General features: G+C 68.5%; 32 protein-coding genes. 12 read left to right on the top strand and 20 right to left on the bottom strand.

Annotated features, from left to right (window positions below):
- Positions 1-182 precede the first annotated feature (182 nt).
- Positions 183-950 carry a DUF222 domain-containing protein gene (locus tag D6T64_RS18585; RefSeq protein WP_119976173.1) on the top strand — a complete coding sequence of 256 codons (768 nt, stop codon included), beginning with the start codon at positions 183-185 and terminating at the stop codon, positions 948-950.
- A gap of 16 nt (positions 951-966) precedes the next feature.
- On the top strand, positions 967-1,695 hold the full coding sequence (locus D6T64_RS18580; protein ID WP_158594920.1) for an HNH endonuclease signature motif containing protein: 729 nt from the start codon (positions 967-969) through the stop codon (positions 1,693-1,695).
- A 28-nt stretch (positions 1,696-1,723) separates the two neighbouring features.
- Here the strand turns inward: D6T64_RS18580 and D6T64_RS23550 are convergent, their stop codons facing one another.
- Together D6T64_RS23550 and D6T64_RS18570 are read right to left on the bottom strand one after the other, a co-directional pair.
- Positions 1,724-2,554: a winged helix-turn-helix transcriptional regulator gene (locus tag D6T64_RS23550; RefSeq protein WP_119976171.1), complete on the bottom strand. Its 831-nt coding sequence runs from the start codon at positions 2,552-2,554 to the stop codon at positions 1,724-1,726.
- Between the two features lie 6 nt (positions 2,555-2,560).
- Positions 2,561-3,004, bottom strand: coding sequence for a VOC family protein (locus D6T64_RS18570; protein WP_119976170.1), 444 nt, complete (start codon positions 3,002-3,004; stop codon positions 2,561-2,563).
- A gap of 119 nt (positions 3,005-3,123) precedes the next feature.
- Between D6T64_RS18570 and D6T64_RS23280 the strand changes: the two genes are divergently transcribed.
- Positions 3,124-3,807: an NAD-dependent epimerase/dehydratase family protein gene (locus D6T64_RS23280; protein ID WP_233551398.1), complete on the top strand. Its 684-nt coding sequence runs from the start codon at positions 3,124-3,126 to the stop codon at positions 3,805-3,807.
- Positions 3,786-4,178, top strand: coding sequence for a hypothetical protein (locus tag D6T64_RS23275; RefSeq protein WP_233551396.1), 393 nt, complete (start codon positions 3,786-3,788; stop codon positions 4,176-4,178). The genes D6T64_RS23280 and D6T64_RS23275 overlap by 22 nt, the downstream gene beginning before the upstream one ends.
- On the opposite strand, the gene arfB is transcribed toward D6T64_RS23275, so the two are convergent.
- Positions 4,175-4,597 carry an alternative ribosome rescue aminoacyl-tRNA hydrolase ArfB gene (gene arfB / locus D6T64_RS18560; RefSeq protein WP_119976169.1) on the bottom strand — a complete coding sequence of 141 codons (423 nt, stop codon included), beginning with the start codon at positions 4,595-4,597 and terminating at the stop codon, positions 4,175-4,177. The genes D6T64_RS23275 and arfB overlap by 4 nt on opposite strands.
- 78 nt (positions 4,598-4,675) lie before the next feature.
- Here arfB and D6T64_RS18555 point away from each other — a divergent pair, with 78 nt between their 5' ends.
- Entirely contained in the window at positions 4,676-5,323 is a 648-nt protein-coding gene (locus D6T64_RS18555; protein ID WP_119976168.1) for a hypothetical protein, read from the top strand.
- The gene (locus D6T64_RS18550; RefSeq protein WP_119976167.1) at positions 5,320-6,093 is read left to right on the top strand and encodes a PspA/IM30 family protein; all 774 of its coding nucleotides are present in this window, start codon (positions 5,320-5,322) and stop codon (positions 6,091-6,093) included. Before D6T64_RS18555 ends, D6T64_RS18550 begins: the two co-directional genes overlap by 4 nt.
- A 54-nt stretch (positions 6,094-6,147) precedes the next feature.
- On the opposite strand, the gene D6T64_RS18545 is transcribed toward D6T64_RS18550, so the two are convergent.
- The 10 genes from D6T64_RS18545 to D6T64_RS18500 all read right to left on the bottom strand — a co-directional run bounded on the left by D6T64_RS18545 (position 6,148) and on the right by D6T64_RS18500 (position 13,798).
- On the bottom strand, positions 6,148-6,531 hold the full coding sequence (locus D6T64_RS18545) for a DUF1801 domain-containing protein (protein ID WP_119976166.1): 384 nt from the start codon (positions 6,529-6,531) through the stop codon (positions 6,148-6,150).
- 4 nt (positions 6,532-6,535) lie between these two features.
- Positions 6,536-6,769, bottom strand: coding sequence for a helix-turn-helix domain-containing protein (locus D6T64_RS18540; RefSeq protein ID WP_119976165.1), 234 nt, complete (start codon positions 6,767-6,769; stop codon positions 6,536-6,538).
- 81 nt (positions 6,770-6,850) lie between these two features.
- Positions 6,851-7,957 (bottom strand): DNA alkylation repair protein, encoded by a 1,107-nt coding sequence (locus D6T64_RS18535; protein ID WP_119976164.1) that lies wholly within the window; start codon positions 7,955-7,957, stop codon positions 6,851-6,853.
- 42 nt (positions 7,958-7,999) lie between these two features.
- A complete protein-coding gene (locus D6T64_RS18530) occupies positions 8,000-8,758 on the bottom strand; it encodes an MOSC domain-containing protein (RefSeq protein WP_119976163.1) in 759 nt (252 codons plus the stop codon).
- Positions 8,759-8,770: 12 nt separating this feature from the next.
- Positions 8,771-9,541 (bottom strand): SCO1664 family protein, encoded by a 771-nt coding sequence (locus D6T64_RS18525; protein ID WP_119976287.1) that lies wholly within the window; start codon positions 9,539-9,541, stop codon positions 8,771-8,773.
- 28 nt (positions 9,542-9,569) lie between these two features.
- The gene (locus tag D6T64_RS18520; RefSeq protein ID WP_119976162.1) at positions 9,570-10,109 is read right to left on the bottom strand and encodes a DUF3090 domain-containing protein; all 540 of its coding nucleotides are present in this window, start codon (positions 10,107-10,109) and stop codon (positions 9,570-9,572) included.
- A 50-nt stretch (positions 10,110-10,159) separates the two neighbouring features.
- Positions 10,160-10,867, bottom strand: a complete 708-nt coding sequence (locus D6T64_RS18515) for a histidine phosphatase family protein (protein WP_119976161.1) — start codon at positions 10,865-10,867, stop codon at positions 10,160-10,162.
- 271 nt (positions 10,868-11,138) lie between these two features.
- Positions 11,139-12,179 (bottom strand): pirin family protein, encoded by a 1,041-nt coding sequence (locus tag D6T64_RS18510; RefSeq protein WP_119976286.1) that lies wholly within the window; start codon positions 12,177-12,179, stop codon positions 11,139-11,141.
- A 41-nt stretch (positions 12,180-12,220) separates the two neighbouring features.
- Positions 12,221-12,712 (bottom strand): FBP domain-containing protein, encoded by a 492-nt coding sequence (locus tag D6T64_RS18505; protein WP_119976160.1) that lies wholly within the window; start codon positions 12,710-12,712, stop codon positions 12,221-12,223.
- 165 nt (positions 12,713-12,877) lie between these two features.
- The gene (locus D6T64_RS18500) at positions 12,878-13,798 is read right to left on the bottom strand and encodes a pseudouridine synthase (protein ID WP_119976159.1); all 921 of its coding nucleotides are present in this window, start codon (positions 13,796-13,798) and stop codon (positions 12,878-12,880) included.
- Positions 13,799-13,963: 165 nt separating this feature from the next.
- Between D6T64_RS18500 and D6T64_RS18495 the strand changes: the two genes are divergently transcribed.
- The 3 genes from D6T64_RS18495 (at position 13,964) to D6T64_RS18485 (ending at position 17,798) form a co-directional block, all read left to right on the top strand.
- Positions 13,964-16,690, top strand: a complete 2,727-nt coding sequence (locus D6T64_RS18495) for a LuxR C-terminal-related transcriptional regulator (protein ID WP_119976285.1) — start codon at positions 13,964-13,966, stop codon at positions 16,688-16,690.
- Positions 16,691-16,815: 125 nt separating this feature from the next.
- Positions 16,816-17,034, top strand: coding sequence for a hypothetical protein (locus D6T64_RS18490; protein WP_119976158.1), 219 nt, complete (start codon positions 16,816-16,818; stop codon positions 17,032-17,034).
- Between the two features lie 35 nt (positions 17,035-17,069).
- Positions 17,070-17,798: a DUF4386 domain-containing protein gene (locus D6T64_RS18485; protein ID WP_199719221.1), complete on the top strand. Its 729-nt coding sequence runs from the start codon at positions 17,070-17,072 to the stop codon at positions 17,796-17,798.
- Between the two features lie 210 nt (positions 17,799-18,008).
- Here the strand turns inward: D6T64_RS18485 and D6T64_RS18480 are convergent, their stop codons facing one another.
- A complete protein-coding gene (locus tag D6T64_RS18480; protein ID WP_119976157.1) occupies positions 18,009-19,844 on the bottom strand; it encodes a thiamine pyrophosphate-requiring protein in 1,836 nt (611 codons plus the stop codon).
- Between the two features lie 149 nt (positions 19,845-19,993).
- Between D6T64_RS18480 and D6T64_RS18475 the strand changes: the two genes are divergently transcribed.
- A complete protein-coding gene (locus tag D6T64_RS18475) occupies positions 19,994-21,061 on the top strand; it encodes an NYN domain-containing protein (protein WP_325049813.1) in 1,068 nt (355 codons plus the stop codon).
- A gap of 129 nt (positions 21,062-21,190) precedes the next feature.
- On the opposite strand, the gene D6T64_RS18470 is transcribed toward D6T64_RS18475, so the two are convergent.
- Positions 21,191-21,910, bottom strand: coding sequence for a class F sortase (locus D6T64_RS18470; protein WP_119976155.1), 720 nt, complete (start codon positions 21,908-21,910; stop codon positions 21,191-21,193).
- Complete coding sequence (locus D6T64_RS18465; RefSeq protein ID WP_119976283.1) at positions 21,907-22,653, bottom strand: CHRD domain-containing protein; 747 nt, start codon at positions 22,651-22,653, stop codon at positions 21,907-21,909. The genes D6T64_RS18470 and D6T64_RS18465 overlap by 4 nt, the downstream gene beginning before the upstream one ends.
- Before the next feature lie 311 nt (positions 22,654-22,964).
- Between D6T64_RS18465 and D6T64_RS18460 the strand changes: the two genes are divergently transcribed.
- Positions 22,965-23,546: a sigma-70 family RNA polymerase sigma factor gene (locus D6T64_RS18460; RefSeq protein ID WP_233551394.1), complete on the top strand. Its 582-nt coding sequence runs from the start codon at positions 22,965-22,967 to the stop codon at positions 23,544-23,546.
- Positions 23,539-24,261 (top strand): hypothetical protein, encoded by a 723-nt coding sequence (locus D6T64_RS18455; protein ID WP_119976154.1) that lies wholly within the window; start codon positions 23,539-23,541, stop codon positions 24,259-24,261. The genes D6T64_RS18460 and D6T64_RS18455 overlap by 8 nt, the downstream gene beginning before the upstream one ends.
- A 29-nt stretch (positions 24,262-24,290) precedes the next feature.
- On the opposite strand, the gene D6T64_RS18450 is transcribed toward D6T64_RS18455, so the two are convergent.
- From D6T64_RS18450 to D6T64_RS18435, 4 genes are all read right to left on the bottom strand, one after another.
- On the bottom strand, positions 24,291-24,800 hold the full coding sequence (locus D6T64_RS18450; RefSeq protein WP_119976153.1) for an RNA polymerase sigma factor: 510 nt from the start codon (positions 24,798-24,800) through the stop codon (positions 24,291-24,293).
- Positions 24,800-25,546, bottom strand: coding sequence for a hypothetical protein (locus tag D6T64_RS18445; protein WP_147364614.1), 747 nt, complete (start codon positions 25,544-25,546; stop codon positions 24,800-24,802). Before D6T64_RS18445 ends, D6T64_RS18450 begins: the two co-directional genes overlap by 1 nt.
- Positions 25,547-25,608: 62 nt before the next feature.
- Positions 25,609-26,049, bottom strand: a complete 441-nt coding sequence (locus D6T64_RS18440; protein ID WP_119976151.1) for a hypothetical protein — start codon at positions 26,047-26,049, stop codon at positions 25,609-25,611.
- 6 nt (positions 26,050-26,055) lie between these two features.
- Positions 26,056-26,346: a hypothetical protein gene (locus D6T64_RS18435; protein WP_158594919.1), complete on the bottom strand. Its 291-nt coding sequence runs from the start codon at positions 26,344-26,346 to the stop codon at positions 26,056-26,058.
- Positions 26,347-26,613: the final 267 nt, after the last annotated feature.

The following is a 26,613-nucleotide window of genomic DNA, read 5'->3' as shown; positions in this document are numbered from 1 at the left end:
CATCGCCCCGATCCGGGGGGAAGGCTAGGTGCAGCCCGGATGGCCCGGACGTGGCGCCCGTTACCTTCGAATAATTGGCCACAGCACTCGGAAAGCCGCAGGAATCGCGGGGCACTCCTCAGACCGCGCAGCCACCGCCGGCCAAAGCGGGGAGTGTCGGAGGATGCTGACACACTGTTCTCATGACCAGCATGGAAGCTGTATTTGAGGAAGTAGCCGGTGTATTACACCGGTGTCAGCCGTCCGCGGCCCTGTTCGCGGAGCTATCCGATGAAGAATCGGAGCGCACCCACACCGCAATCTCCCACTTCGTCCGCGAAGCCACAACCTACCAAGCCCTGTCCGCAGCGAATATTCACAAACGCTCCGACTGGCAGCTCAAAGCCGCCGGCCTCGCTCGCCGTAAAGGGTTCAGAGGCACGGAAGAGTTGTTGCAGTCCCTCGACGGCGGTGGCGCCGGCACCCGGTCGGAGCAGCGCCACCTGATCAGCGCCGGGTTGATGGCCGCTGAGGCCGAGACCGCCCGGCTGCGACAGCTCGAAGCCGACCTGATCGCCGTGGAGAATCCCGAGCTCCCGCACACTGTGGTTGAGACGCCGTGGTACTCCGCACTGGGAGATGCCGTCGCAGACGGCACGCTGGGCACGAATGCGGCGTATCTAATTCGCACCGGCCTCGGCGAGCCGGCCGAGGGCGTGACCGATGACATGCTGCGCGAGGCCCTCGCCGGGTTGATCACGGAGTGCCGCACCCTGAACGCGGACCAGGCCGCGACCGCGGCCCGGCACGCGCGCAACACCATCGACGCGGCCGGTATCGCCAGTCGAGCCGAAGCCATGCGCGACCGGCAGTATGTGCGCACCTACATCAAGCCCGACGGCATGCTGCACGGCGACTTCGAACTCGACCCCGTCAACGGCGCGTCGGTTGTCGAGCCTGTCGAGACATAACAGCTTCCTGCTGCAGGTGACGGGGCCGCGCACCGGTGGGCCGCGGTTCACCATCAAGGAGGAGAAAGCCCGGGCGGAAGCACTGATCAATGACCCGCGCTCGACCGGGCGGATTCGGGCCGAGTTCCTGATCGAAGCGCTGAAAGTGGCCGCGTCGGCGAACCCGAACGAAATGTTCGTGCGGGAGCCAGCCCTGAAGATCGTCGCGACGGCCGAGCAACCCAGCGAGCACCCCGGCGTGCACCCGGGCGGACCGCCGGAAACCGGGCACCGTGGCCGGCTGGTCGTCGGAAACGGATTCGTCGAGGGTGGCAGCGACCCGGCGCCAGCCGCCGTGATCGAGACGCTGATCTGCGACAGCGGGTTCACGCCGGTTCTGTTCAGCTTCGACGGGAAACCCCTGGACGTGGGCCGGGCGCTGCGCCTGTTCAACAAAGAGCAGCGTCAGGCCCTGGCCGTCCGTGACGGCGGCTGCATGATGCCGGGCTGCCTGATGCCACCGTCGTGGACCGAGACCCACCACCTCGACCTGTACTCCACCGAAAACGGGCAAACCGATATCGACGTCGGAATGCTGTTCTGCGCCACCCACCACCTGCGCATCCACAACGACCACTGGAGGGTCATCCTAAAACACGGCCGCTATTTTCTGATTCCACCGGCCACCACCGACCCCGACCGAACACCCATGCCGCTGCAGAGCAAGTCACCGCTGAAACTCGGTTCACCCTTCCGGCTCGGTTAGCGGCGGAGCTGTCCCGTCAGGTGCCTGGTCAAATGTAGTAGGTTGCGCGCCCGCGACGGCCTGATGGCGAGGCGGGATGGCTGGGCGTCTCGCCTACCCGAACGGCCACGCTCACCCGAAGTGCGCTTGCGGTGGTCTCGACCGAGGCGGCCGGTTCCCGCTCGAGTTGGAAGGTTGCCGAGAAACGCGTCAGCAGCCGGGCATCCCCCGCGAGCACGCGCAGGGTGGTGGTTCCGGTCTGCCACTCACCCGCCAGCAGGCTGCAGACATCGTCCGCCATGACCACTAGGTCCGCAACGAGTACTCCAGTGACGCCCGACACACGCTGGACGCTTGGGACGCCGACGGCCGCAAGGGGGGCCGACAGCGCGGCGGAGGGCGCGGCAGTGCGCACCGTCAGCACGCCGGCATCGACCAACACGATGAGAGCAACGTTACCGACGTGCACGCCGTAGGTCGTTGCGGGAAGTGCGCGGGCGGCATCCGCGTGAAAGGCACTGCGGAGGTCGATCGTCAGCGACTCGGTCGTCGCGTTCTCGCCGTCGGCTCGTTCACCGAGCGCCCGAAAGCCCCAGCGCCCGAGAGCCAGGATGACCGGTTCGAGGTCGCGGCCGTAGTCAGTGAGCATGTAACCGAGCCCGTGCGCCAAAGGAAGCCGCCGCACGACGCCGGCCTGCTGCAATTCCTTGAGTCGGGTGCTCAGGATGTTGGTGGGGATGCGCGGCAGCCCCGTCTTCAGGTCGGTGTAGCGGCGCGGCCCCACGAGCAGGTCGCGAACGATGAGCAGCGCCCACCGTTCGCCGACCAGCTCGAGGGCGGCGACGACCGCCGAGTGTTGGCCGTAACTGCGAGCGGCCACCCGGGATCAGGCGTCCGTGCTTTGCTGGGCCATGTAGGCCTCCGGGCCGATCTCGGCGGCGACGGGGTCCATCCACAGGGCGCTGAGCAGGTTGCCGTCGGGATCTTCGAAGTCGCGCGAATACATGAACCCGTAATCCTGGGCGGTGCGCTGCTCGGTGCCGCCGCCTTTGATGGCCTTTTCGAGGATCTCATCAACCTCTTCCCGGGAATCCCGGCTGAAAGCCGTCTGCACCTGCACGTCGACGAGCGGATCGCCGATCGGCTTGTCGCTGAACGTCTGGAAGAACTCGCGGGTGAGCACCATCAAGAAGACGTTCTCGTCGATGACGATGCAGGCCGCGTTCTCATCGGTGAAATTCGGGTTGATGCTCCACCCGAGTCCCTCGTAGAAGGCCTTGGCCCGGTCGAGGTCGCGAGTGGAAAAGTTGACGAAAATACTGGTGACCATGGTGACTCCTCATCCGTCGATGGGTCGGCCCGCCATCTGCGAGCACACCCACATACTTGTTAAAAGCAAGCAACTTGTCAAGGGCTCTGACATCCGCAACGGGCACCTACGCTGGAACGATGAAGCGAGCCGTCATTCTCGGAGGAACGGGCGCCCTGGGGCGCGCCACCGCACGCCGGCTGATGAGCGCGGGGTGGCAACTGGACATCACCGGCCGCCAGGAGTCCCACCTTCCGCGGGATCTGAGGGAGTCCGGCGCTCGGTTTCACACCCTCGATCGTCATAACAGCGCCGGCCTCGCCGCTCTGCTCGGCGACGGCGCCGACCTGCTCGTCGACGCGCTCTGTTTCACCGAAGCGGATGCCCGCACGCTCCTCCCCTTGCTGCCGGGCGTTACATCCGCGGTGATGCTCTCGAGCAAGGCCGTCTACGTCGACGAGCACGGCAACCACGTGAACTCCGACGTCGCCCCGCGCTTCACCGCACCGATCCGCGAAGACCAACCCACTATGAGTGCCGGCCACGGCGACCAGGATTCCCGCGAGGGCTACGGCGCCAACAAGGTCGCCGCCGAAACGCTGCTGCTCGACAGCGGATGCCCGTCACGGTCATCCGCGCCTCCACGGTGCACGGAGAGGGCGCGGCCCGCCCCCGTGAGTGGATGTTCATCAAGCGCGCCCTCGAGCGCCGTCCCGCCGTCTTTCTGGCGCCCGGCGGCGTCGGCATCGACCACACGACGGCGGCCGTCAACACCGCCGCGCTCATCGAGCGGGTCGCGGCCGTGCCCGGCAGCCGCATCCTGAACAGCGCCGATCCCGACGCGCCGACCGCCCTGCAGATCACCCGCGCCATCGCAGCCCACTTCACCCAGTTCACGTGGTACGACCACGTCTGGGAGGAGATTCTTCTCGACGAGTCCCAGGACTCGGCCGCAGACCCGTCGCTCGGCGGGCACCCCGGGGACGCCCGCCCGCCGATCATCCTGAACACCACGGCATCCGTCGACCTCGGCTACGTTCCGGTCGGCACCTTCGCCGAGACCATTCCCGACGAGATCAACTGGCTGCTCTTCCTCGACCGCGTTGGCTTCACGCCCGGGGCAGGCGACCCATTCTTCGGCCCCCTGCTCGACTACACCGCCGAAGACCGCTACCTCGCCGCCCGCACCGACTAATCGGACGGCGGGCGCCGGCGCTGCTGTTTCGTGGCCGAGCGCTGCTGCTTGGCGGCGAGGTGCCGTCGGGCGGAGCCACGGGTCGGCTTCGTCCTGCGGCGACTCGGCGCTTCGGGGGCGAGCCCGCCGGCCACGATCTCCGCGAGTTTGCGCAGGGCACTCTCCCGGTTGCGCAACTGGGAGCGCTGCTCGGAGGCGGTCACCGTGACCACCCCGGCGACGAGGCGCCGCTCGAGACGGGTGAGTAGCAGCATCCGCTGGTCATCGGAGAGCACCGTCGATTCGGTGACATTCCAGAACAGCTCGACACGACTGTCCGAGGTGTTGACGTGCTGGCCGCCCGGCCCCGACGACCGGGAGAACCGCCAGCCGAGTTCGCGCTCGGGAATGGTCAGCGCGGGCGATACCTCCAGGTCCATGCCCCCAGCCTTGCACGATCGGGCCGGTGGCAGGCCTCGCGAACCGCTTCCTTGCTACAATCGCACCCAGACACCGACATGAGTCTCGAGGAGGTCGACGTGAGCGTGCTCGCCGAAATTCTGATTGCCCTCGCGGTGACGGGCCTCGTGTCCACGGTGACGGTCGTCCTCATCACACGGATGCTGTACCGCCGCATTCGGCGTAATTCGGCCCTGTCGTCAGCCGCGTTGCGCACTCGTGCCCGCGTCAGCACCGGTCCGCGGCGTAAGGTACTGAAACTGCGGGTGCGACTGCGCGAGACCCTCGACAGCGCCCAGGCGGCATATACCCTGGCCGCACGCAGCGACGGTCCGAAGGGCGAGTTGCCGCAGCTCTTTCGCCGCATTCACCGCCAGGGCCTGGTGCTGGAGTCCCAGCTCAAGCTCATGGAGAGCGAGCACGACGCCCGGGCGTTGGCGAACAGTATCGCCGACGCCACGCGCCAGGTCGACCAGGTGGCCGGGATGGTCGGGCGCCTGCGCTCCTCCGTGACCGCTGGCCTGAACGACCTCGGCGGCGACACCCTCGACTCCCTTCATGCCGAAGTCGACCGCGAGGTCGCCGCCCTCGACGCCGGCGTTCAGGAGCTGCGGCTGCTGAACGGTGCCGACGACCTGTACCCCCCGCATCCGCTCGGGTCCCGACCGACCAGCCTGGACCACCAGAACAGAGGGAACAAGTTATGAGTTTCGCATCGAGACTGCGCGTAGTGTTCCGCAGCAAGGCCAACCAGGCACTCGACCGCATGGAAGACCCGCGGGAGGCCCTCGACGACAGCTACGAACAGCAGCTCAAGATGCTGCAGAAGGTTCGGCAGGGACTCGCGGAGGTGGCCACGGCCGGCAAGCGGCTCGAGCTGCAAGGTCAGGAACTGGGCACCCGCCACCGGCGACTGGCCGACCAGGCCGAGGAGGCCCTCAACCAGGGGCGCGATGACCTGGCCCGCACGGCGCTGGAACGCCGGGTGCTGGTCGAGACCGAAGTCGCCTCGCTGCGCGACCAGTACGCCGCGCTGCGCACCCAGCAGGCCCAACTGCAGGACAACGAGCGTCGCCTGGCGCAGCGGGTGGCCGCGTTCCGCACCGAGAAAGAGACGATGAAGGCCACCTACGCCGCCTCCCGGGCGCGGGTACAGGCCAACGAGGCCGCCGCCAACATCGGCTCCGAGATCAGCAACGTCGGTGCCAACCTCGACCGGGCGCGGGACCGGGTCGCCCAGATGCAGGCCCGCGCCGCGGCCACCGACGACCTGATCGCCAGCGGGGCCCTCAACGACGCGACCGCCACGCCCGACGCCGACCTCGACCGTCAGCTGTCGGCGGGCGCCACGCAGTCGGCCGTTGACCGGCAGTTGCAATCGATGAAGGATGCCCGCTCCACGAACCGAGGGCAGGCCTCAGGCGGGCGTGGCACCGAACCCGACGCCTGGCTGACCATCGGCCAGAGCCCGAACTAGGCGCTGCCGACCTGATCGCGGCTTTTCCCGGAGGAGTGGGTTCCCCGGGTCGCGTCAGGCCCTGATCCAGGCGTGAACCAGCAACAGGAACGCCTTCTGCTGGGCCCGCGCGGTCAGCGCATCAGAAAACACGACCTGGCCGCGCTCCGCGCTGATCATCTGCAGCAGGCCGGTGACATCCTCGAAGTGAAAGGGCGTCGCGTCCACGACGGACTTGGCTCCCCGATGAAAGATGATCTGCACTCGATCGGTCGCCCGCAGATTGAAGGTGATGCGGTCGATGCCGTCGCGGCAGAAACTCGGGGCGTTCCACTTGATGTGCTCGGTCAGCTTGGGTTCGGCCTGCAGAATGGCCAGCCGCAGCTGCTGAACGACCGCGTCCAGGGGGTGATCGAGGGAGCGCATGAAAGTGTCGACGTCGCCGGAGCGATTGATCATCTTGTCACGATGTCGCGAGCGCGTCACCGGCGATGCGGCGACGGAATCGGCGGTGCACGGCCTGCCGGGAGACTCCGAGAGCGGAGGCAATGCCCTCCCAGCTCACCCCGAGGGCTCGGGCCTGCAACACGTGAAAATACTCGCGGTCGTCCAGGTCACGGCGTGCCTCGGCCACAGCCCGCAGCGCGACCAGATGACCGACCGGATCGTTCGGGTCGTTTGTCGTGGTGTCCACCATGCTGTCAGCTTAGATTGACGCCTCCAGGGTGTCAATGAATAGTGACATCAGGAATAGTGACATCAGTTCGGCAGCCCGAGGTCAGTCTCCGGGCAGCAGCACGAAGTCGGCCCGGCCCGAGAGCACCCCGTTCACCTGCACCTCGAAGGCGTGCGCGCCCGGGTGGTAGCGCCGCGTCGTGATCGCCCGGAAGGAGTGCGTGCGACTCAGCTCCACCCGCTCCCCCGGCGCCAGAGTCACCGTGGTGAGCTTGAACGTCTTGCCGGTGAGGGTGCCGTTGGCCTTCTGATGGTGCACCACGTAATCGACTGCCAGCCGTGCGGGCTCCGCCCCGATGTTTCGGATGCCCACGGCGAATCCGATTGTGCCGCCGAAGACGACGGTGGCCGCGTCGAGATCGGGGCCGACGACATCCACTTCGGCCGGATGGAAACCCTGCTGGGCGAGCGCCTGCGGGTTGCCCTTCTTGATCAGGGTGCGCAGCGCGTGGCGCACGAGCTGAGCCGTGTTCTCGTCGGGCGCCGCCAGCCAGGCCGCGGTTGTTGTGACGACGAGCTCGGGCTGCTGCCGGCTGAGGTCGTTGAGGTGGTTGGCGACCGAGCGGCGCACGACCTCGTTGTCGTCGCGGTAGAGGGCGTGCAGCACGGGCAGGGTCGCGGCGGGGTCGGCCAGGATCGCCGGCACCCGGATCGCCCACGGCAGGAACGGGCGGGTACCCTCGGAGGCGAGCCGCCGCACATCCGGATCGGCGGAGGTGGTCCACTCGAGCACGATCGGCATGGCCCGGGCGAAGTCGTGAGCGAGCAGCAGACGGATCGCGAACTCCGAGGTGAGGCGCGGAGTGAGGGCGGCGAGCATGGCCATGCCGTCGTCGAACGCCGTGTCGGTGCCTTCCGCGATCGCCTTGAGGGCAATGGCGCTCGTGACCGGCCAGATCAGCCAGCCCGTGAACGGCGCGGCGCCGGCCGCGGCCGTGCGGATGACGCCCGCGAACGTCTCGTAGTCGCCGGGCAGGTCGGTCAGCAGCGCGTCGCGCAGCAGGTCGCTGCGTTGCCGCAGCGACAGCGGAGCCAGAACCTCGGCGGCGGCGTTCAGCGCCGCGAGTTCGGCCTGCGGGGCGGCCGCGTGGATGGCCGCGGCGAGAGCGCGCGCGGTCTGAACTCCGATGAGTTCGTCGGCGAAGGGCATGGGACTCCAGATGATGGGTGCAGGGTGGGACAGGTGTACGGGTTACGGCGCCAGGCGCACGTGGTCGCCGACCGAGACGACACCCGGGCGCACGACACGGGCATACACGCCGAAGTTGATCTCGCCCGCCTCGAGCCGATAGCCGCCGAGGGTCTTCAATAGGTTCGAGCCACGGTCGCCGGTGTCGGGATCCAGGTCGATCACCGCGCAGCGCGGGATGCCCGCGCCCACCAGCAGCGTCGCGCCGCCCACCTCGAGTTTTCGGCCATTCCAGAAGTCCTCGGTGTGGGCATCCGCGTCGCCGGTGTCGATGGTGAACGTCGACCGGAACCGCCGCGAGTCGACGGGTATTCCGCTCTCGAGCGCGAGCCGCTCGAGGGAACCCGTCGACACGAGCGCCACGGTGTCGCCGTAGACGACCCCGCCCGGCGCCTCGATGCGGGCGAGCGCGACGCCGCGCCCGAGCAACCGGCTCAAGGCAGGCGCCCACGGGCCATCGACGACCGTCATCGTCACCGCGCGACCCCAGTAGTCCAGGGTGACGCGGCGGCCATCCGTCCCCGGGGTCGCGGCAAGCTGCTGCCCGACGACCTCCACCACGAGCTCACCTGCCTGCCAATGCGCCTCGCAGCCCACCAGCGACGGATTGTCCACCGTCTTCAGCACCCGGCCCGCGGCCAGGTCGACCACCGCGAAGACCCGGTCATCGACCGGGCCGTCGGATCTCAGGTCCACCCGCTGCGCGGGCGTGTGCCGCCCGCCCTTGAGCACCGACACTCCGATGTTTCGAATCTGCATCATCGTCAAGCGGGCCTAGAACAGCGGCCAGGGCACGGCCGGCATCTCACCGTGCGGGGCTGGAAACGTTCCTGCGGCCCGCAGCGCAGCGCAGCGGGCGGCCAGGGCGGCGATTTCGACCGGGGTCAGCAGCTCGGCGAGGGCCCTGCCGAGGTCGCCGGACAGCTGCGCGCTGATCTGGTCTATGCCAGCCAGTTCCTCGGCGTCGAGGTCGTCGCCGAGCCATCCCCAGAGCACTGTGCGTAGCTTGTGCTCCGCGTGGAAGGTGAGGCCGTGGTCGACTCCGTGGCGGTGCCCGTCGGGCATCGCCAGAATGTGGTCGCCCTTGCGGTCGGCGTTGTTGACGATGACGTCGAAGACGGCCATGCGGCGGAGGGCAGCCGAGTCCTCGTGGATCAGCGCGACCGGCTCACCGTCTTCGTCGGTGCCCTCGAGCACGTGGCGCCAGCCGTGCACGGGCACCGCGTCGGTCGCGACGAGGTCAACCGCCGACTGGTCAGGGTCGACGTGCTGCCACAGCTGCACCATTCCGGGGCCCATCGGGCCGTCACGCAGCCAGGTGCGCGGCACGACGTTCCAGCCGAGGGCCTCGGAGACCAGGAATGCCGCGGATTCCCGGCTGGCAAGATTGCCGTCGGGAAAGTCCCAGAGCGGATGCTCCCCCGCGATCGGCTTGTACACCACGGTGACGCCGCCGATGGTTCCAAGAAACGTCGCGTTCGAAGCGGTACGGATGCGTCCGGTGAGCTCGATCTGACCGGCCGGCAGCGCGGCATCCGTCGTCATCGAGACCTCGCTCACGGAAGCGCCATCGTCAGGAAACGCCGGGCAGAGTGCAGGTGTGCCCGTCGGCGTCGACCGGGTTGCCGCAGAGCGGGCACATCGGACGGCCGGCACCCACGATCTCACGGGTGCGCTTGGCGAAGGCCCGGGCGGTGCCGACCGGGATGCGCAGCAGCAGTTTTTCGGCCGGTTCCCCGGCGGGCCCGTCTTCGTCTTCGTCGTCGACGATCGGGTACGCCTCGATGACGAACTGCACGGTCGAGGGGTCCCAGCCGAGGCCCATCATGCCGGCGCGAAATTCTTCCACGACCGGTTCGAGCGGGTCGTTGTCGACGAGCTCGATGGGCGTTGTGGTCGGAATGCTGAACGGGTTGCCGGTGGTCGACATCAGCTCATCGAGGGCTGCGTCGATTTTCTCGGCCAGCAGCGCCGACTGCTGCTTCTCGAGGGCGATGCTGACGAGCTTGGACCCGGCGCGCGCCTGCAGGTAGAAGGTACGGTCACCGGGCAGTCCGATGGTGCCGATGACGACCCGATCGGGCCAGGCGAACTCGTGCACGATTGTGGGCATGGTTCTATTTTAGACGAGCATTGAGGCGTGCAACGCGTGGCGCCGGCAACTCAGGCCCGCGCCGTCTGCGGCGAGGGATGCCCGGCCCCGCCACCGACCGCGGCCTCGGCCGCCGGGGCGCTCGCGCCGAGCCACGACAGGTCGCCGCCATCGGTGTTGGTGGCGTAGACGCTCGGCCGGGTCGGCCCGTAGTGCACGATCGATACGGATGCCGGCCCCACGTTGATGCGCTGGAACAGGTCCAGGTGCATGCCGAGGGCATCGGCGAGCACCGATTTGATGATGTCGCCGTGGCTGACCGCGAGCCACACCGCGCCGGGGCCGTGTTGGGCTTCGAAGGCGGCGTCATGGCGCCGGATCGCCGCGACGGATCGGGCCTGCATCGCGGCCATCGACTCGCCGCTGGGAAAGGTGACCGCCGAGGGTTGGCTCTGAACAACCGACCAGAGCTTCTCGGTACTGAGCTCACTCAGCGCCCGGCCCTGCCAGTCTCCGTAGTCGCACTCGGTGAGGTCGGGTTCGAGCAGCGTGACCTGCGAGCCCGTGCCGTGGTCGAGGATCAGCTGCGCGGTCTCCCGGCAGCGTTCGAGCGGGCTGCTCACGACGCCGACGAGCGTCACCAGGGCGAGCCGCGCTCCCACCAGCGTGGCCTGGTCGCGGCCGACCGGGTCGAGCGTGACCCCGGGGGTGCGCCCGGCGAGCATTCCGGTGGCATTGGCGGTGGTGCGGCCGTGCCGCACGAGGATGACTGTGGCCATGCGCTCCAGCCTATAGATCCGCTCTGACACCGCCGACATGGCGCCGCGCTGCCCGCTCAGCGCGGGCGCTCGGTGCGCCTGATGCGGCGGCACCCGGGCTCGTGCGCCCAAAAACTGCTCGTGCGCCGGGCCTGCCAAGCGCACGTGCAGTTTTTGGGCGCATGAGCGCGCCGGAGTGCAGGTTCTGGGCGCACAAGCAGCTTGCCGGCGCACGAGAGGGCGCAGGTTTCGGGCACCTGCAGCCTTCGGGCGCACGACGCTGCTCGCTAGGTCAGCCGCGGGGTCGCAGGCGCACCGTCGGCAGCGATGGTGCGGGGATCGGCGCGGGCTGGCCTGCGGGGAACGTGCCAAATCGTGGGCCATCAGCGGATGCCGCGCCACCGCCGGGCACAACGCCCGGCGGGCCGCCGCCGTCCGAGGCTGCCGTAGCGGGCTCGGCCGCGCCGATCTCGGCCTGCCACTGGGCGCGGTAGGCGACGATCTCGTCGTGGCTTCGTGCGACGAAGTTCCACCACATCAAGATCTGTTCGCCGAGCGGCGCGCCGCCGATGAGCAGCAGACGCGCGCCATCCGCTCCGGCGACCAGGGTCAGCGACGAGCGCCCGACCGGCTGATAGGCCAGGTGATCCTGCGCGACGACGGTGCCGTCGAGGGTGAGCACGCCGGTGTCGACGAGCAGGCCATGCTCGAACGTGGGGTCGAGCTGCAGGGTGAGGTGGGCATCCGCTTCGAGCAGAATCTCGGCGCCGAGCAGCGGGGTATGCGTGACGACCGGCGAGGTGCTGCCGCCGAGCGAGCCAAGGAATACCCGCATCGTAAAACCGTCACCGTGCAGCGGCTCGGGCCGGAAATGCTCGAAGGTGGGCTCCATCTGGCGGGCGCCGTCGGGCAGCGCCACCCAGAGTTGCGCGCCGTGCAAGACCGTCGTGTCGGGGGTCGAGAATTCCGAGTGGCTGATGCCGCGGCCGGCGGTCATCAGGTTGAGCTCGCCGGGCCGTACGATCGCGTGAAAACCGGCCGAGTCCCGGTGTTCGATCTCGCCGGTGAACAACCAGCTCACGGTCTGCAATCCGGTGTGCGGATGCCGCGGCACCCGCATTCCGCCGATCTCACTCAGGAGGTCGGGACCGTAATGATCGAGAAAGCACCAGGCTCCGATCAGGGAACGGTGCCGCTGGGGCAGGGTGCGCCGCACGTTCATCGACCGCAGGCCGCCGAGCGGCACGTCTCGCGGCGCCAGGATCTGCAGGTCAGCGGCCACGGCCGACGCCTGGCACAGGACCTCATCGGGTTCGACCTCGGCGTTGCTCACCACGCCAGTTTATTGCCGCCGCCCGCCTGACGAGAGGCTGGTCAGTTCCCGTCGCGCACGTCTTGCACGAAGTTGCCCACGTGCTCGCCCAGCGAGGCGATGCGGTCGCGGCGGGCCGCCTCCACGTCGAAGCCGATGTAGGCCATCGAGGGGAGCTTACGCACGTTGGCGCAGCACTCGAAGTTGGCGCATGCGAGGGTCGCCACGGTATCGCCGTTGCGTCCGGCCGCACCGGCGCGCTTGGCGCTGAAAAGCACAACCTCGTTCGGCAGCTGCACGTCGGTGCACCACGAGCATTGGGGCCGCGTCTGCATCCGGCCTTTCGCCTGGGTCAGCAGAATCCCGACGGGCGCGTCGTCGAGCGCCGTGATGACGTAGCCGATGCCCGGAATTTTCGGGTCTCGCCAGCCGAGAAAGTCCAGACTGTCCCACGGAAGGGCGGCGAAGTTGGTGGGCAGCGTGAGGCCTTTGCGTTCCCGCATGGACACGTTCACGAGCGAGGCACGGATCTCTGGATCGGTCAGCGGGAGCATGGTGCCTTGTCTGTCGGGTACTACGGATATGGTGGTGCGCGGATTTGGTGGTGCCGCGGATACGGTTGTGCTGCGGACATCGTGGTGCTGCAGACATCGTGGTGCCGCGCCACCATCAGGCGGGCGCGCTCATCCATCCTCGCATCCGTAGCCGGGTCGTGCTGGTCAAACGACGTCGCTGACCAGCGGCAGGGTGCGCACGCTCGTGAAGTGCCGCGCCGACCCGTCGACCGGGTCGGTGAAGCGCACCTCGTTCGCCAGCAGCTGCAGGGGCCGGCTGAAGTCGTCCAGGGAGACGTCGCGCACGACCGGATACAGCGGATCGTCGGTGATCGGAATGCCGAGTCCCAGCATGTGCCTGCGCAGCTGGTGGGTGCGGCCGGTGCGCGGGGTCAGGGTGTAAACGCCCATCCCGTCGATCACCGAGTCGAGTTCGACCAGCGACTCGGCGTTCACCGGGGCATCGGCGAGCACTTCGGCCTGCAACTGCCCGCGACGTGAGGCGAGGTGGTTGCGCACCGTCACCGGCAGCTCGAGGCCCGGCAGCAGCGGCGCGAGGGCCCGGTACGTTTTGTGCATCTCCTGGCGCTGGAACATGCTCTGGTACGCCCCGCGCCACCGGCGCTCCGTCGCGAGCACGAGCAGGCCAGAGGTCCCCCGGTCGAGGCGGTGCAGCGGCGAGAGCTCCGGCAGCCCCAGTTCGGCGCGCAGCCGCACCACGACGCTCTGCACAACGTGCTGCCCGCGAGGAATGGTCGAGAGAAAGGCCGGCTTGTCGACCACCACGATCCGGTCGTCGCGGAAGACCACGTGGATCTCCCCCGGCACGACCTTTTCCTCGGCCAAGTCACGGTGAAACCAGATGAACGTGTAGGGCCGGTAGGGGTCGCCGCCGTCGACCAGAGCCCCCGACTCATAGGCGAACCGGCCCTGGGTCAGAAACTCGACGACATCCACGCGCTCCGACAAACGCTCCTCGAGCCAGTCGCCCATCGTCGTCCAGCGCGGATGCGGCGAGCGCTCCGGGGTGCCGACCCAGGCCGCATCGAGCCCGTGTCGCTGCGGGAGGGGGGAACGGGGTGGCACCCCTTGATCGTACGTCGCCCGCGGCATCCGTCGCGCGTGCCGAAAAGCGGATGCGCGATTGACACGCGGTCGATTCGACCGCTGTTCAGCATGCACCGGCCGTTTCATCCGCTTTTGGTCGCGGTGACCGGCGGGCAGGTCGGTGGGCGGACCTATGATGGCCGCATGGTGACGCCGGTCCTGGCCACGAAGCTGTTCGTACCGCCGCGTCGCACCGACGCGGTCGCCCGCCCGCACCTGATCGCCCGCCTGCAGCAGGCCTTCGACTCGGGCCGCACCCTCACGATCGTCTCCGCGCCCGCCGGCTGCGGCAAGACCACCCTCGTCGCGGACTGGGTCGCCACCCTCGAGCACAACGCCCCTCCCGTGCAGGTCGCCTGGCTCTCACTCGACCCCGGCGACAACGACCCGGTACGCTTTCTCACGCACCTCGTGGCCGCCCTGCAGCGCATCGACGCCTCGATCGGGTCGGCCGCTCTCACGCTGCCCTCACACTCACCCGAAGCCAGTGAAACCGCGCTCACCGCGCTCATCAACGATGTCACGCAGGCCACGACGAGAATCGTGCTGGTGCTGGACGACTTCCACTACATCGACGCGCTGCCCGTGCGCCGGGCCCTCGCATTTCTGGTCGACCACCTGCCCGAGCGGATGCACCTGGTCGTTGCGAGCCGCTCCGATCCGCCGCTGCCACTGGCCCGGCTGCGGGCACGCGGCGACCTGACCGAGGTGCGCGCGGCCGACCTGCGATTCACTTCGGCCGAGGCATCCGCTTTTCTGAGCCAGGTGATGCACCTGCAGCTGGAGGCCTCCGACGTCTCCGCCCTGGAAGCGCGCACGGAGGGCTGGATCGCCGGCCTGCAGCTGGCCGGCCTGTCGTTGCAGGGCCGCTCCGACCCGACCGCGTTCGTGCAGGCATTCACCGGCAGCCACCGCTTCGTGATCGATTATCTGGCCGAGGAGGTGCTGCAGCGCCAAGCGGAATCGGTGCGCGACTTTCTCCTTCAGACTTCCATTCTCGACCGGCTCAGCGGAAGCCTGTGCGACGCCGTCACCGGGCTCACCACGGGCAGCGCCATGCTGGAGGAGCTCGAACGCAACAACCTGTTCGTGGTGCCGCTCGACGATCGGCGGGAGTGGTTCCGCTACCACCACCTGTTCGTCGACGTGCTGCGGGCACGGATGCTGCGCGAAGGTCGCCAGCAGGCGCCGGCCCTGCACGTGCTCGCCAGCTCGTGGTACGAAGACCACAATCTGCCCGAGGACGCGGTGCATCACGCGCTGGCCGCCGCCGACGTCGAGCGGGCGGCGCGCCTGATCGAGCAGGCCCTGCCGGTCTTGCGTCGGCGAAGACGGGACGTCACGCTGCTCGACTGGATCCGCCGTCTGCCTCGCGAGACGCTGGCGGCCCACCCCGTGCTCAGCGTGCACTACGCCTGGTCGCTGTTGATCGCCGGGGATCTGCCGGGTGTCGAGCTGAGCCTGGCCGATGCCGAGCGTGCGCTGCGCGCCACCGGGACCGGCAACGACGGCGGCACGAGCCAGGGCGTCGAGGTACCGGACGGCGAGGAGTTGCGCACCCTGCCCGTGATGATCGAGGTCTATCGGGCCGCGCTCGCGCAGGCGCACAACGACGTCTCCGGCCAGCAGCAGCACGCCCGCCGCGCCCTCGACCTGGCCGAGCCCGACGACCATTTCGCGAGTGCGGCGGCCGGCGGATTCCTGGGACTGGCGGCCTGGGCCCAGGGCGACCTCGAGGCCGGACTCCGCGCCTTCGGCGAGGTCAGAACGAACCTGGCGCTGGCGGGCAATGCCGCCGATGTGCTCGGCACCACGGTCGTGTTGGCCGACATGATGATTCCGCTCGGCCGCCTGTCTGAGGCCCAACGCGCCTTCGAGCAGGCACTGCGCGATGCTGCCGCGCTCGGCGATGCGATCACGCAGCCCGTGGCCGACCTGCACGTGGGCCTCAGCGGCCTGCACTGGCAACACGGTGAGTTGACCGTCGCCACCGAGCATCTGCGGGCCGCGCAGGCCCTCGGCGAGCGCGCCTCACTGCCCGAGAATCGGTATCGCTGGTTCACCGCGAAAGCCCGAATCCACGATTCCGAGGGCGAATTCGATGCCGCGCTGCAGTCGCTCGCGGAGGCCGATCGGCTGTATGCGCGTGGTTTTTTCCCCGACGTGGCACCGATTGCTGCCCTGACGGCCCGGGTTTGGATTCGCCAGGGCCGGCTGCGTGAGGCGCGCTCCTGGGCCGCGTCCCACGGTCTCACCGCGACGGATGCGCTCACCTACCGCACCGAGTTCGAGCACGTCACCCTGGCCCGGCTGCTGCTGGCCGAGTATCGACAGGGTCAGCTGCCGGCCACACTGCACACGGCGCGAACTCTGCTCGACCGACTGCTGACCGCCGCGCAAACTGGCGGCCGCACCGGCAGCGCGACCGAGATCCTCGTGCTGCAGGCTCTCCTGCAGGGCGCCGCCGGGCGCACTGACCTCGCCCTCGTGCCCCTGGAAAGGGCCCTCCGGCAGGCCGAGCCCGACGGCTACGTTCGGCTGTTCGCCGACGAGGGGGCGCCCATGGATGCCCTGCTGCGCGCGGCCCTGCACCGCGGCATCCGCCCAGAGTACGTGCGTCGGCTGCGCCGGGCGCTGCTGCCTCACGCGGGAGACGGCCCGGCACCGGAGCCGGGCGAGAACGCCCTCAGCGAGCGGGAACTGCACGTGCTGCGCCTGCTCGGGACCGAGCTGAGCGGCCCGCAGATCGCCGGCGAATTGTTCGTCTCCGTCAACACCCTGCGCACCCACACCCGGCACATCTTCGGCAAGCTCGCCGTGAACAGCCGGGTCGCCGCCGTACGCCGCGCCCGCGAGCTCGGCTTGCTCTAACCCGTCGACGCCCCGCGCCGAATCACCCCGCCAATCACCCCCGCGATCACCAGATGTGGTGACGCGCGCTCACCATGCCCGCTTCTACCGTGCAGGTAGATCGAATGACCCCGGCGGGAGGACCCATGACTGAGAACGCGACCTACGACATCCGTCTGGCCGGTCACCTTGATTTCCGCTGGGCCGACTGGTTCGACGGATGCACCGTCACCAACGCGCCGGACGGCACCGCCGTCATCCACGGTCGGGCCCTCGACCAGGCAGCCCTGCACGGGCTGCTGCAGAAGGTGCGCGACGTGGGCCTGCCGCTCGTGTCGGTCATCCCGGTCGACGAGCCCGAATAGAACGCCACCACACCCCACACCTCAGGAGACGCATCATGACCACCACCCGAACATCCGCCACTCGACCCCCGATGACCTCGCTGCGCCGGCACTCGCTCGCCGCCGGCGTGCTCTACCTGATCACCTTCGTCTCCATCCCCACCCTGGCCCTGTTCGCCCCCGCGCTCGCCCCGGGGTTCATCGTCGGACCCGGCCCCGACACACCGATCCTGATCGGCGGCATGCTCGAAGTCATCGTCGCCCTCGCCGGCATCGGCACGGCCCTCGCGCTCTACCCGGTGGTGCGCCGGCAGAACGAGGGGCTGGCGCTGGGCTTCGTCGCCTCGCGCACCCTCGAGGCCGCCATGATCTTCGCCGGCGTCGTCACCCTGCTCGCCGTGGTCACCCTGCGGCAGGCGGGGGTCGGCGCCGAGGGGGCGATCACTGCCCAGGCCGTCGTCGCCCTGCGTGAATGGACGACGCTGCTCGGACAGGGCTTCATCCCCGCGATGAACGCCCTGCTGCTGGGAACGCTCCTCTACCGGTCGCGCCTGGTGCCGCGCGTGCTGCCGATCGTCGGCCTCATCGGAGCACCCCTGCTCGTGGCGTCCGACGTCGGCGTGCTCTTCGGCTTCTGGGAGCCGGTCTCCACCGTGACCGGCCTGGCCGCCATCCCGATCGCGCTCTGGGAGTTCTCACTCGGCGTGTACCTGGTCGTGCGGGGATTCCGTCCGGCGCCGATCACGGCCGGCCTGACGGCATCCGCTGACCGCGTCACCCTGTAGCCCCACCCGCAGGCCGTGCCCGCGAGGGCACGGCCTGCTCTGCGTCAGCGAGCTTGTGAGCGGGCGACAGTGTTCTCCACCGAGTTCGGCCCGTTCCCGCCGGCACCACAGCTGCCGGCGCAGGGCGTCGACGCGGGAGCACCTTCTTTCCTGCGCCCGCGACGCGACCCTGCGCCGCGAGCGTCAATCACGTCGGCACGACTGCCGAAATCACTCCGTGTCGGTGGAACGCCGCAGGTGCAGGGCGTCCTTCACCCGGGAGAGGCCCTCCGCCGCGAGCGCCTCGGCGGAATCCCGGATCACGGCGAATTCGTTGGGATCGCCCTTCAGGAGCGCTTTGGCCGTGTTGACCGCGTATTCCGCGGTGATCTGTGGGGGCAGCGGCGGCACGTTCTTGCTCACGTAGGCATCGATCAGCGTCACTCCAGGGTGGGCGAAGGCTTCGTCCAACGCCGCGCCCACGGCTTCGTCGGTGCGGAGCCGGACGGCTCGAAAGCCCAGGAGTTCGGCCCAGCCGGCGTAGTCGACCGACTCGACATCCTGCGACGCCGGCCACGACGGGTTGCCGTCTTCGGTGCGCATCTCCCACGTCACCTGCGCGAGGTCATCGTTGTGCATGACGACGATGATGAATCGGGGGTTGCTCCACCCCGACAGGTATTTCTTGAGGGTGATCAGCTCGTTCATGCCGAGCATCTGAAAAGCCCCGTCCCCGATCGTGCAGACTACCGTGCGTTCCGGGTAGGCGAACTTTGCTGCCATCGCGTAAGGCATCGAGGCGAGCATGGTGGCCAGGAGGCCGGACAGGTCGCCGCGCATGCCCTGCCGCAGGCGAATGTGGTGACCGTACCAATCGGCGGTGGTGCCGGCATCCGCTGTCACGATCGCATCAACCGGCAGCCGCTTGTTGAGTTCGTGGAACACCCGCCGGGGGTTGGCGCCCCCGTCGAAGGTCAGCATCGCCTGGGATTCCATCTCGCGTTCCCAACCGCGCATCTCCTCGGCGATGCCGTGTTGCCAGGAGAGGTCGGCCTTCTGGTCGAGTAGCGGAATCAGCGCGGCGAGGGTGCACCTGACGTCGCCCCACAGGTTCACCTCGGTCGGATATCGCAGGCCCATGTGCTCCGGCTTGAGGTCGACCTGGATGGCGCGGGCCTGGCCCGTCTTCGGCAGGTATTCGCCGTAGGGATAGTTCGTGCCGAGCAGCACGAGCGTGTCACAGCGCTGCATCTGGTGCAGGCTCGGAAGCGACCCGAGCAGGCCGAGCTGCTGGGTGTGGTGGGGCACGTCCGACGGTACGACGTCTTTGCCGCGGAGCGCGGTAATGATGCCCGCCCCAGAGATCTCGGCGGCGCGGATCACGTCCGCCGTCGCCCCGCGCGCGCCGGCGCCGACCAGGAAGGTGACCTTCTGGCCGGCGTTGATGATCTGCGCCGCCCGGGCGATCTCGTCAGCGGGCGGCAGGATCGCCGCCGACGGCGCTCCACTGCTCGAGCGCGACACCCAGTGCGCCGGGGTCGGATCTACCGCAGCCATGCCCTGCACGTCATGCGGCAGCACGATGACGGTGGGCTGGAGTCGGGTGATGGCAATGCGGAATGCCGTGTCGACGACCGCCTGGGCCTGCTCGGGCGACACGATGGTCTGCACGTAGGCCGCCACGTCGGAGAAGGCGCGCTCGAGGTTGTTCTCCTGCTGGGTGAAGGTGCCGAGCGACGCGAGTCCCTGTTGACCGACGATCGCTACGACCGGCTGGTTGTCCATTTTCGCGTCGTACAGACCGTTGATCAGGTGAAATGCACCCGGGCTCGATGTCGCCACGCACACCCCGACCTCGCCCGTGAATTTGGCATGGGCCACGGCCATCAGCGCGCAGACCTCTTCGTGGGTGGGTCGCACATAGTCCAGGCCGTCACCGCGGCGGTCGGCGCGCCCGAGGGCACCGTCGAATTCACCGATACCGTCGCCGGGAAAGCCGAAAATCCGGCTGACGCCCCACTCCTTGAGTCGTTGCACCAGAAAGTCGCTCACGGTTGGTGTGGTCATGTGCTGCTCCTTGTCGTCGGCTCGCTTCGGGGCAACCGTACCCAGAATGCCGCTTCTCGCAAGGGGACGGTCCCGCGCGGGCCCGCACCCCGAGTTGCCCTGACCGTGCCGCTCCGCGCAGACTAGAGGTACCGGATTGCTACTGAGTCATCCGCGCGGCTGAGGAGCTCACCATCACTGAACCAAACGACGCTCGCGTCGGCCTGTACATCGACTTCGACAACATCGTCATCTCCCGCTATCAGCAGCTGCACGGGCGTAATGCCTTCCAGCGCGACGGCATCCGTGATTTTGACAAATTCAGCCGGGATGCCGACCCCGAGGTCGCCGCGAAGCTCGCCGCCGCGACGGTCGATTTCAACGCCATCATCGACTTCGCCGCGTCCTTTGGCACCCTCGTCGTCAACCGGGCATACGCGGACTGGTCCGTGCCCGTCAACGCCGCCTACCAGCGCCAGCTCATGTCCCGAGCGGTCGACCTGACCCAGCTGTTCACCACGACCACCCGCGGCACCAAGAATGGCGCCGACATCCGCCTGGCCGTCGACGTGGTGGAAGACCTCTTTCGCCTGCCCGACCTGACCCACGTCATCATCATCGCCGGGGACTCGGACTATATCGCCCTCGCTCAGAAGTCCAAGCGCCTCGGCCGTTTCGTGGTGGGAATCGGCGTCGCCGGCTCCACGAGCACGTCGCTGGCCGCCGCCTGCGACGAGTTCGAAGACTACGACTCGCTGCCCGGAATCGACAAGACCGCCGCGGCAGCCGCCGTCGCGGCCACCGCATCGTCGGCGGCATCGGCATCCGGCGGGCGCTCCAGGGCCAGCTCCAAGGTCGCCGAACCGGCCGAGCCCGAACCAGCCACGGCGCCACCGGAATCCCGCAAGTTCACCCGCATCCCCCTGTTCTCGCACCTCGAAGACGCACCGTTCGAGGAGGCCGGCGCCGGTGACGACATCGACCCGCAGGTGCTGGCGACCGAGCTGCTGCTGCGCGCCTTGCAGATCGCCCAGGCCAAGGGCGACGGCGACGAATGGCTGAACACCGGCATGATCAAGAACCAGATGCGCCGCATGGACCCGTCGTTCAACGAGAAGCCGCTCGGCTTTCGCTCGTTCACCGATTTTCTCGCCTCGCACGGCCATCTGGCGGAGCTGAAAGAGGATGGCCCCCAGCGGCTCATCCGGCTGCGTCCCGACGCCGACAGCAAGCGCTAAGCGCCGCCACCCCAGCGCCGCTACCCCGTCGCGGCACTCGTTGTGCAAGCCGGCACCTGATACGACAAGTGCCGGCTTGCACAACGAGTGCCCCGCGGCGCGCGCTGCCCGGGGTGCTGAGCCGCGGGCTCAGACGCGGGCCGCGAACACCACCAGGTTGTCGACGTAGCGGCCGATTGCCTCGTTGTATTCGCCGCCGCACGTGATCAGGCGAACCTCGTCGCGCATGATCGCCCCAAATACGTCGACGGTCGGAAACGCGGCCTTGGCGTGGTCTTCGACTTTGACGACCTCGTACTCGTATCCTGTGCCGTCGACTCCCGTGAGCGTGAACCGATCGCCGGGCACCAGCTCGCCCAGTCGGAAGAACACGGCAGGCCCCGACCGTGAATCCACGTGCCCGGCGATGACCGTCGGGCCGATACCGCCGGGCCGGCCGCCACCGGTGAAGTACCCCACATCGTCGTAGTCGGCGGGCACCTCCATCGTTCCGTCGGCCTGGATGCCGAGGGGAACGAGGGCCTCGGTCAGCCCGAGTTTGGGCACGGTGAGGCTCGCCGGTTCGATCCCGCGGCCGAGCGTGGCGGGAGCTTCATCAGGCTGCGGCGTCACACTCGAGGGCGAGGGCGAGGGCGTGGGCGTTGCCGCTGAGAGGTCGGGGGATGCGGCCGGCGGGACGGTCGCATCCGCGCCAGCGTCCGAACTCGCCAGAGACGCCGTGCTGCACCCGGTCAGGACGAGTGCCCCCGCGACCAGCGCCAGGACACCGATGAGCGTGGAACCTCCGCGACGCCGCGCCGGAGGGACGCTGCCGCTCCGGCGCAGCACGCGGGAGGCCACGACGGTCATCGCGAGGGTGTCGGCTCAGGCTGAACGGACCGGCGACGATAGAGCGCGAATCCGCCGAGGCCGAGAACGACCGCGGCCCCCGCGCCAACGGTCAGCACCGCGGAGGTCTGGCTCCCGCCGTCAGCGGCCGCCGCCGTCGCACCGCCGCCGGTCTGCAAGCCGCCCACGGGCATCTGGCTTAACTGTCCCCGCACGACTCCCGCAGGGGAATTCACGGTGTGCGAATCTCCCGCGAACCCAGCGGCGTTCGCTTCGAGGGCTTTGAGGGTGAACCCGGCGCCGGTGTCCGCACCGTTCACGACGACCCCGGTGGTGAACGGTCCCTGCAGGCAGCCGGAACTCGTGCGAGGGCCATCACCGACCGGAGCAGGGTTCGGAAACGCGATGCGCGGCGGGCCGGGCTTGCCCAGCTCGGCCTCATGCACGTGAGTGGCTGTCTTGGCTGGGCTCTGATAGTCGCCGGTGACGTTCGTGAGGGTGATGTCGTAACAGATGATGTCGAGATCGGAGTTGACCCGGAAGTTGAATTCCCCGGTGGCGCCGGCTTCCCCCGGGGTGAAGACCCCGTCGGGATTGACGACCTGATCGGGGGTGGCCATCACCGTGAATGCGCTGGTGAAGGTGCTGGGCTCAGCGACGGTGGTTTCGGCACTGGCCGGTGCGGCGAGCCCGAACACGGCGACGGCCGCGACGGCAGCCGCGGCGCCACAGGTGAGGGGGCGAAGGAAGGGGATAGTTGACATCGCAGTGCCTTTCGAGTTGGCGAGCACCAGAGTGAGCCCGATGCAGGGATATACGATCGGGGCGGCATCCGCGTTCAGGGCGATAATCACACTGTCAGCTGTTTCACATGTTCGGATCGCGACTGAACGAATCGGGCTCCTCGGTCGTATACCCCTCTGTGGGCGTCGTGTGACTCCCGGTGAATTGGGCGCGAAGGTAGGCCCTGGTCGCCGACGAGAACCGGCAAGTAGAGTGAAAGGGGTCGGTGATGGCTGCGCAACTGAAAAGCCCGGTCACCGCGCGAGGGCAGTTGCGCGACGAAGGGCGAGGCATGGCAGACATGACACCCGACCCGTCAGCCCCCAGCCCGGCCGCCCCCAGCCCTTCAGGCCCAAGCCCGGCCGCCGAGTCGGTGCCCCAGCCCTTCGATTTGGCCGCCGCCTACGACGAGCACGGCCATTCCCTGTTCGGTTTCGCCGTGAACGCGCTGCGCGATCGAACCCTCGCTGAAGACTGCGTGCAAGAGACTTTCTTGCGGGCCTGGCGCGCTCGCGACCAGTTTTCCCCGCACCGGGCCAGCCTGAAAACATGGCTCTTCGCCATTGAACGTCACGTCATCATCGATGTGCAACGCTCGATCCAGCGGATGCCGCGGGTGCTGCCCCCGGACCTGCTCGACGACGCCGTCACCGACGACGGCGACCCCCTCGACCGACTGAGCGTCATCGAGGGGCTCGCCAAGCTGAGCCCGGAACACCGATCCGTGCTCATTGAAATTCACCTTGAGGGTCGCAGCTATGCGGAAGTATCCGCCGAGTCCGGAGTGTCGGCTGCGACGCTGCGCTCCCGTTCTTTTTATGCTCTGCGCGCCATGCGCGATCACCTCACGATTCGAAAGAACCCCCATGCCTGACACCCCCGGCGAACGCCGAGCCACGCTCATCGCCGGAGCCATCAGCGGCGACCTGTCACCGGCCGAGCAGACCGAGCTGCAGGCCCTTCGTGCCGGCGATGCCACCATCGACGACGAGATTCGCGAGCTGTCGGCGGTTTCCTCCCTGACCGCGGCGTCCCTCTCGGGCTGGGACTCGTCCGCACCGTCACCGAGCCTGCGAGAGCGCAGCCTGGCGGTGCACGACACCGTCGCCGCGGTGTCGCGTTTCCCGGCGCCGGGTGCCGACGCCTCGACCACACCCGTACGCCGACGGCGCTGGCTGATGGGGCTCGCAGCGGCGGCGTGCGTGGGAATCGGTGCCGGCGGGGTGCTGCTCAGCCAACCCGGAACACCCACCTCACCCACCGGACCTCCCGGTACCCTCGGCGCCCTCGAGCAGATCTCTTTCAATGGTGAAGCGCACGGCGTGGACATCGATGGGTCTCTCATCGCCCACACCTGGGGCACGGAGACGATCCTTCGCGTCATCGGTTTGACCGCGAACGATCCCTACAACGTGGTGCTGGTGACCGAAGCCGGTGACACGATCGCCTCCGGCTCATTCCTCGGCAGCACGGTCACCATCGACTGCGAGATGAACGCTGCCGTCATGCGTGATGCCGTCACGAGCGTCGAAATTCAGGATGCCTCCGGCACGGTGGTCGCGACGGCCGAGTTGCCCGAAACCACGTAGCGAAGCGACCGGGCGCGGCCCGAACTCGCTCACTTCAGACGCGCGCGCAGCGTGCGCCGCGCCCGGGAGTACCGGGCCCGCGCGGCGTCGGGTCGCACGCCGATGACCGCGCCGGCCTCGGCGATGCTCAGCCCCTCCCACACGACGAGGGAGACCAGCTCCCGGTCCCGCGCGCCGAGCGACGCGAGCGCGGTGATAGCGCGGTCGTCGTCGGACGACGGCGCGATCGGCGCGACGCGCAGTTCGTCGCGCAACCGCGAGCTGAGCGCCAGGCGCCGCATGCCGCCACGACGGTGGGCGGCGAGCACGTTGTGGGCGACACCGTAGGTCCAGGCGCGTCGCTCGTCTGCGGCCGTCGGCAGGCTCTCACGTCGGCGCCAGAGAACCAGCAGCGTCTCGGAGAGGCAGTCCGCGGCATCCTCGTGCGGTGTCACCCGGCGGGCGAAGTAGGCGAGCAGTTCGTCGGCGACGGACCGGATGAACTCCGCGACGGATGCCGCCGCCTGCACGGGCGCATCCGTGGCGGATTCTGCGCCCATCACTGGTTGTCCCCGAGCCGCACAGCGCAGTCGTTTTCGGTGTACGCCCCCGTGACGATGCCCGGATTGCCGTTGCCTGCTGCTGTGGCGATGACGGCCATTCTGTCCCGCACGCTTTCGGAGCGTGAGAATGCCCGGTAGTTGTCGAAGTCGCCGATCCACGCGGTGGCGAGCGCCTCGGCGTCCGAGTCAGCCGATGCGTGCGCGCCGAGCCAAGCATCGGTCCAGGCGCAGATCGCGAAGGTCTCGTAGACCTGCGTCACGTAACTCTCCTGCACCACGGCCTGGCCGACGGCGTGTTCGGCGCCCATCGCCCCCATCAGGCGGGAGGTGTCGGCGATCGCCAGATTCTCGGGCATGCCCGGCGGCAGCGTGAGGTAATCCGGGTAGGCGTCGATGATGACCTGCGGCAGATCATCCGCTCCGGGGTCGAGCCATTCGGTGTCGTCCACCTCGGTGCTCGTCGCCGGGTCGCCGAACTCCCCCGTTCGGGCCAGCATCGAGGTCGCAACCGCCGGCACCCCGACACCAATGCCAACCAGCGCGACGAGGCTGCCGACGACCAGGCGGTGTCGGCGGGAGAACCCCGCGAACCACCGCCGCCGTTCCGGCGCACTCCCGTCACGCACGGCGGGGTCTTCGAGCGCCCTGGTCAGCGCCTGCGTTGCGCCGCGGGCTCCGGCGGAGACCGGCACCCGGCCGAGCTCCCGCATCCGGTCTTCTACGTCGCGCTCTAAATCGTCCATACCTACCCATGTCGAGATGCCGGCCAAACGTGACAAAGAGCTGAACGACCCAGCGGCACCGGTCAGTGCGGCGATCGGAGCTGCGCGGGGTCTGCGAGCGCTGTGCCCGGCTGGCAACCCAGCTCTCCGGGCTCGAGCAAAATGGGTGCCGGCATCACGCGTGACACCATGCCGTCGACGCGGGCCACGAGAACGCAGTCTTCTGAGGATCGTCCCATCGCCACCCCCACGTTTCCGTCGACGACGAGGACGGTTGGCCGGGCCAGCTCCTCATATTCCCCCGAGGGCACCTCGAGCAGGGCCATGATCCGGGCCGTGATCTCGGCGGCGTCCTGGCCGACTGAGGTCTCGTCGCCGAGCACCTCCATCGCTGCGGCCTCCGCGTTGGTGGCCACGACAGACTGGATGCTGGTGTCAATCGGCGGCACGACCGGTGCCACGCCTTCAGGGCACGACTGCTCACGCAGATAGCGGGAATTCTCCCAGATGCGATCGTCGCTCACCCCGTATTAGTCGAACTCCACGGTAAAGCAGGCGTCGAAAGCGTCCGCAGGATCGAATCCGGTCTCACCTGCTGGCAACTGCACCCGAAATGTCAGCGTGCCGAAGGGATCGCCCAACGAAGCGGGCACCCGCTCTTCAATTCCGACCAGGTCCACCCGACCGCGCTTCGACCCGTCACCCTCAATGGATACGGCAGCGGACCGCGCAAATCCGTTGATGTCAGCGGGCCGGTTGCCGGACACCGACTTCGCGACCTCCGCGACGATCGCGCGCGCCTGCGAATCCTGAGCGCTCACGACCACGGGAGCGCACCCCGCGAGCAACCCCGTCAGCGTGAGTACGCAGACGGCCCGTGATGCGCGTTGCCCCCTCATAGCCACAGCCTAGAGCCCTGAGTAAATCCCTGTTGGACATCACTCCTGAGCGCGCGGCGCCCCTGATTGAGCACCCACCGCTAGCCGCGGACGGCGTACGAGCACCCAGCCCCAGCGATCGGCAGATCCAACGGCCTGTAGCCGGACCCGCCGCACGAGCCGAGGATTGCTCGGCGAGACTACCCGGGA

The organism is Cryobacterium melibiosiphilum, from assembly GCF_003602235.1.
Taxonomy (GTDB): domain Bacteria; phylum Actinomycetota; class Actinomycetes; order Actinomycetales; family Microbacteriaceae; genus Cryobacterium; species Cryobacterium melibiosiphilum.
Note: the sequence above shows the minus strand (reverse complement) of the source record. Positions and strands in the feature narration are given on the sequence as shown.